Annotated in this window: 4 protein-coding genes; all 4 read right to left on the minus strand. The window is 66.0% G+C overall.

Translation table 11 applies throughout. From position 1 onward, the window contains the following. Positions 1–331, minus strand: a 331-nt coding sequence (bfr, locus tag AC5JJ6_RS06830; RefSeq protein WP_496041312.1) for a bacterioferritin, incomplete at its 3' end; no start/stop codon positions are given. Between the two features lie 121 nt (positions 332–452). After that, positions 453–1,592, minus strand: coding sequence for a PepSY-associated TM helix domain-containing protein (locus AC5JJ6_RS06835; RefSeq protein ID WP_496041313.1), 1,140 nt, complete (start codon positions 1,590–1,592; stop codon positions 453–455). Further along, complete coding sequence (locus AC5JJ6_RS06840; protein WP_496041314.1) at positions 1,585–2,277, minus strand: Fe2+-dependent dioxygenase; 693 nt, start codon at positions 2,275–2,277, stop codon at positions 1,585–1,587. The genes AC5JJ6_RS06835 and AC5JJ6_RS06840 overlap by 8 nt, the downstream gene beginning before the upstream one ends. A gap of 20 nt (positions 2,278–2,297) precedes the next feature. Beyond that, a partial coding sequence (locus AC5JJ6_RS06845) for a TonB-dependent receptor (protein WP_496041315.1) occupies positions 2,298–2,944 on the minus strand: 647 nt, incomplete at its 5' end.

Raw genomic sequence — 2,944 nt, forward strand, 5'->3', positions numbered from 1 at the left:
TCAGCAGTTCCCGGCTTACATAGTCGCGGACTTCCTCGCAATACCTCACCCCTTCCAGCGCCGTGTTCCGCCCCTGCTCCTCGCTGCTCAGATCCAGCGAGATCATGGCCGGAGCGTCTTCACCGACGTCGATCCGTTCCAGGTCCTGAAGGTTGGGCATCCCTTCCAGAAACAGGATGCGCTCGATCAGCCGGTCGGCCTGCTGCATCTTGGACCGCGCTTCGCCCTGAAGATGGTCCGCAAGGTGCAGCAGGCCGATGTTCTTCAGCATGCGGGACTGAAGGAAGTACTGGTTGATGGCGGTCAGCTTGCTGGTAAGAATACTGTTCAAATGGCGAATAACCTGCGGATCGCCCTTCATAATTTCCCCTCGAGACCGCTCATGCCGATAGAGCACGCATCATCGTCATGAAACCGCAACTTGTCGAGAAAGTTTCACCCCCGGCCGCCGATCAGGACAACCTGGACGCAAGCCTGACGGCCTGCTGCCGCATCTCCAGCTTCCGCCGGTTGCCGCGCCGGCGCAGCCACATCATCACGCCGGTCACGACAAAAGCCACCGGCAGCACTCCGGTCAGGAACACCAGCGTTTCCCACACCGGCCCCATGCCCTGGGCATCGTGTATCCGGCGCATCAGCCGCGAAACCTCGTCGCCTCCGCCTGCCGCACCGTCGCTCCGGCTGATCCGCCCCGACGCATCCTCGACCGAGAACTGCGCCGTTTCCGCCGTTCCGCCAACCGTCCGCACCTGAACCGACCAGCTCGGCCGTTTCTCCTGCGGCAGCGACAGCACCGCAAGACGCCCGTCGGGCACCTGTTCCAGCACGCCGGCGACGACCTCGTCGGCGCCCCTAGCCGGCTGCTCCAGCGCCCGCCCGAACGGTGTCCGCTGCTGCTGCGGCGGCATCTCCACGAAAGCTCCCACCACCGCCCGGCTGGTCTGCGGAAACGATATGTAGATGCCGGTCACCGTCACCACGATCAGCGGCAAGGCGATCCAGATGCCGCCGACATGATGGATATTGGCCGAAACCTTCAGCCCCCTCCGCCAGCCCAGCGCCGCCAGCCCGACCTCCCGCCTCGGCCACCACAGCCATATTCCGCTGACGGCAGCCACCAGCAGCACCACGCCGATCCAGCCGACGATCTGCCGCCCGGCCAACTGCGGAACGGCCAGACTGCCGTGCAGCCGGTGGAGAAAGCCGAACAGCGACGCGCCCTGATCGGCACTGTCCAGGACGCGTCCGGTCGCCGGATCGAGCCAGACGGCGGTGAACCGCACCCGCCCATCCACCCGGTCCAGGGCCGAAACCACGACCGGCGCCCCCGCTTCCGCCGGCATCCGGAGGGTGGACGGCAGCAACCCCTCCCCCAGCGACTTCGCCGCTGCGTCAAGGTAGTGCGACGGCGACAGCACGGCGCCGTCCTGCGACGACGGCCGGCGTTCGGGGTGCATCCATCCCTCCAGCGCGTCGTGCCAGACCAAGGCGCTGCCGGACAGACAGACGACCACGAGCGGCACGCCGACGATCAGCCCGATCCACAGATGCACCGTCCGCAGCACCCGCCGAAAACCGCCCCGTTTAGACATCCGCCCAGCGCCTTACCAGGTTGTGATAGCAGTTGGTCAGCGAGACGACCGACGGATGGTCCGGCATATCGGCGGCGACGCCGTTGATCGCCATGTCCATGTCGAACAAGGTCGTCCGGGCAGCGTCGTCGCGCACGATGCTCTGTATCCAGAAGAACGACGCCCATCGGCTGCCGCGCGTCACCGGCTCGACCCGGTGCAGGCTGGAGGCGGGATAGACCACCATATGCCCGGCCGGCAGCTTGACGGAGTGCGCGCCGAACGCGTCCTCGATCATCAGCTCGCCGCCGTCGTATTCATCCGGCGCGCTCAGGAACAGCGTCGCCGAGATGTCGGTCCGCATCCGCCCGCCGCCGCCCGCAGCCCCTCCCGGAATCGGCCGCACGGCATTATCGACATGGGCGCCGAACTTCATGCCCACGTCGTAACGGTTGAACAGCGGCGGAAAGACCTTGTCCGGCAAGGTCGCCGACATGAACAGCGGGTTGCCGTCCAGCGCCCGCAAGACCATCTCGCGCAGCTCGGGCAGCACGCGGGAGTTCTCCGGAACCTGCAAGTTGTTCTTCGCCTTGGCCGACTGAGGGCCGGCGGTCACCCGACCGTCGACCCATTCTCCAGCCGCCAGGAGAGTTCGGCACCGCGCCACCTGATCGGCGCTCAGCACGTCGGGGATTTGAATCTGCACCCTGGGAGTCCTCGTAAATCTCAGAACCGCGCCGAGGCGCTGAGCAGGAAGGTCCGCCCGGCGCCGGGGATCACATGGCCGGCATAGACGCCTTCGTAGATGTCCTCGTCTGCCAGGTTGTAGCCGTTCAGCGCGAACCGGACGTCGTTGATCGTGTAGGACACCATCGCGTCCAGACGCCAGTAATCCGGCACCTTGGCGGTGTTCGTGTTGTTGGCGAACCGGCTGCCGACATAATACGCGCCGGCGCCGACCTCCAGGCCCTCCAGCACCTCGTACGTGGTCCAGCCGAAGCCGGAATGCTTCGGCGTGTTCTGCAAGGTCTTGCCCTTGGTCGCGTCGTTCGCTTGCGTGATCTCGCCGTCCAGATAGGTGTATCCCGCCAGCACCGACCACCGGTCGGTGATCCTGCCGTTCGCCTCGAACTCGAAGCCGTCGACGCGCTGCTCGCCGTCCAGGATCGTCACCGACGCGTTGACCGGATCGACCGTCCGCGCATTGGTCTTCTCGATGCGGAACAGCGAACCGCCCAGGCCGATCCGGTCTTCGAACAGCGAGAACTTCGCCCCCACCTCGAAGGTCCGGTTCTTCTCGGGGCTCAGCCCGACCTGTGCCGCGCTGAGGCTGACGAACTCCGCCGAGGGGTTGAAGCTGGTGCCGTAGGATG

It is taken from the genome of Skermanella sp. (assembly GCF_059503625.1).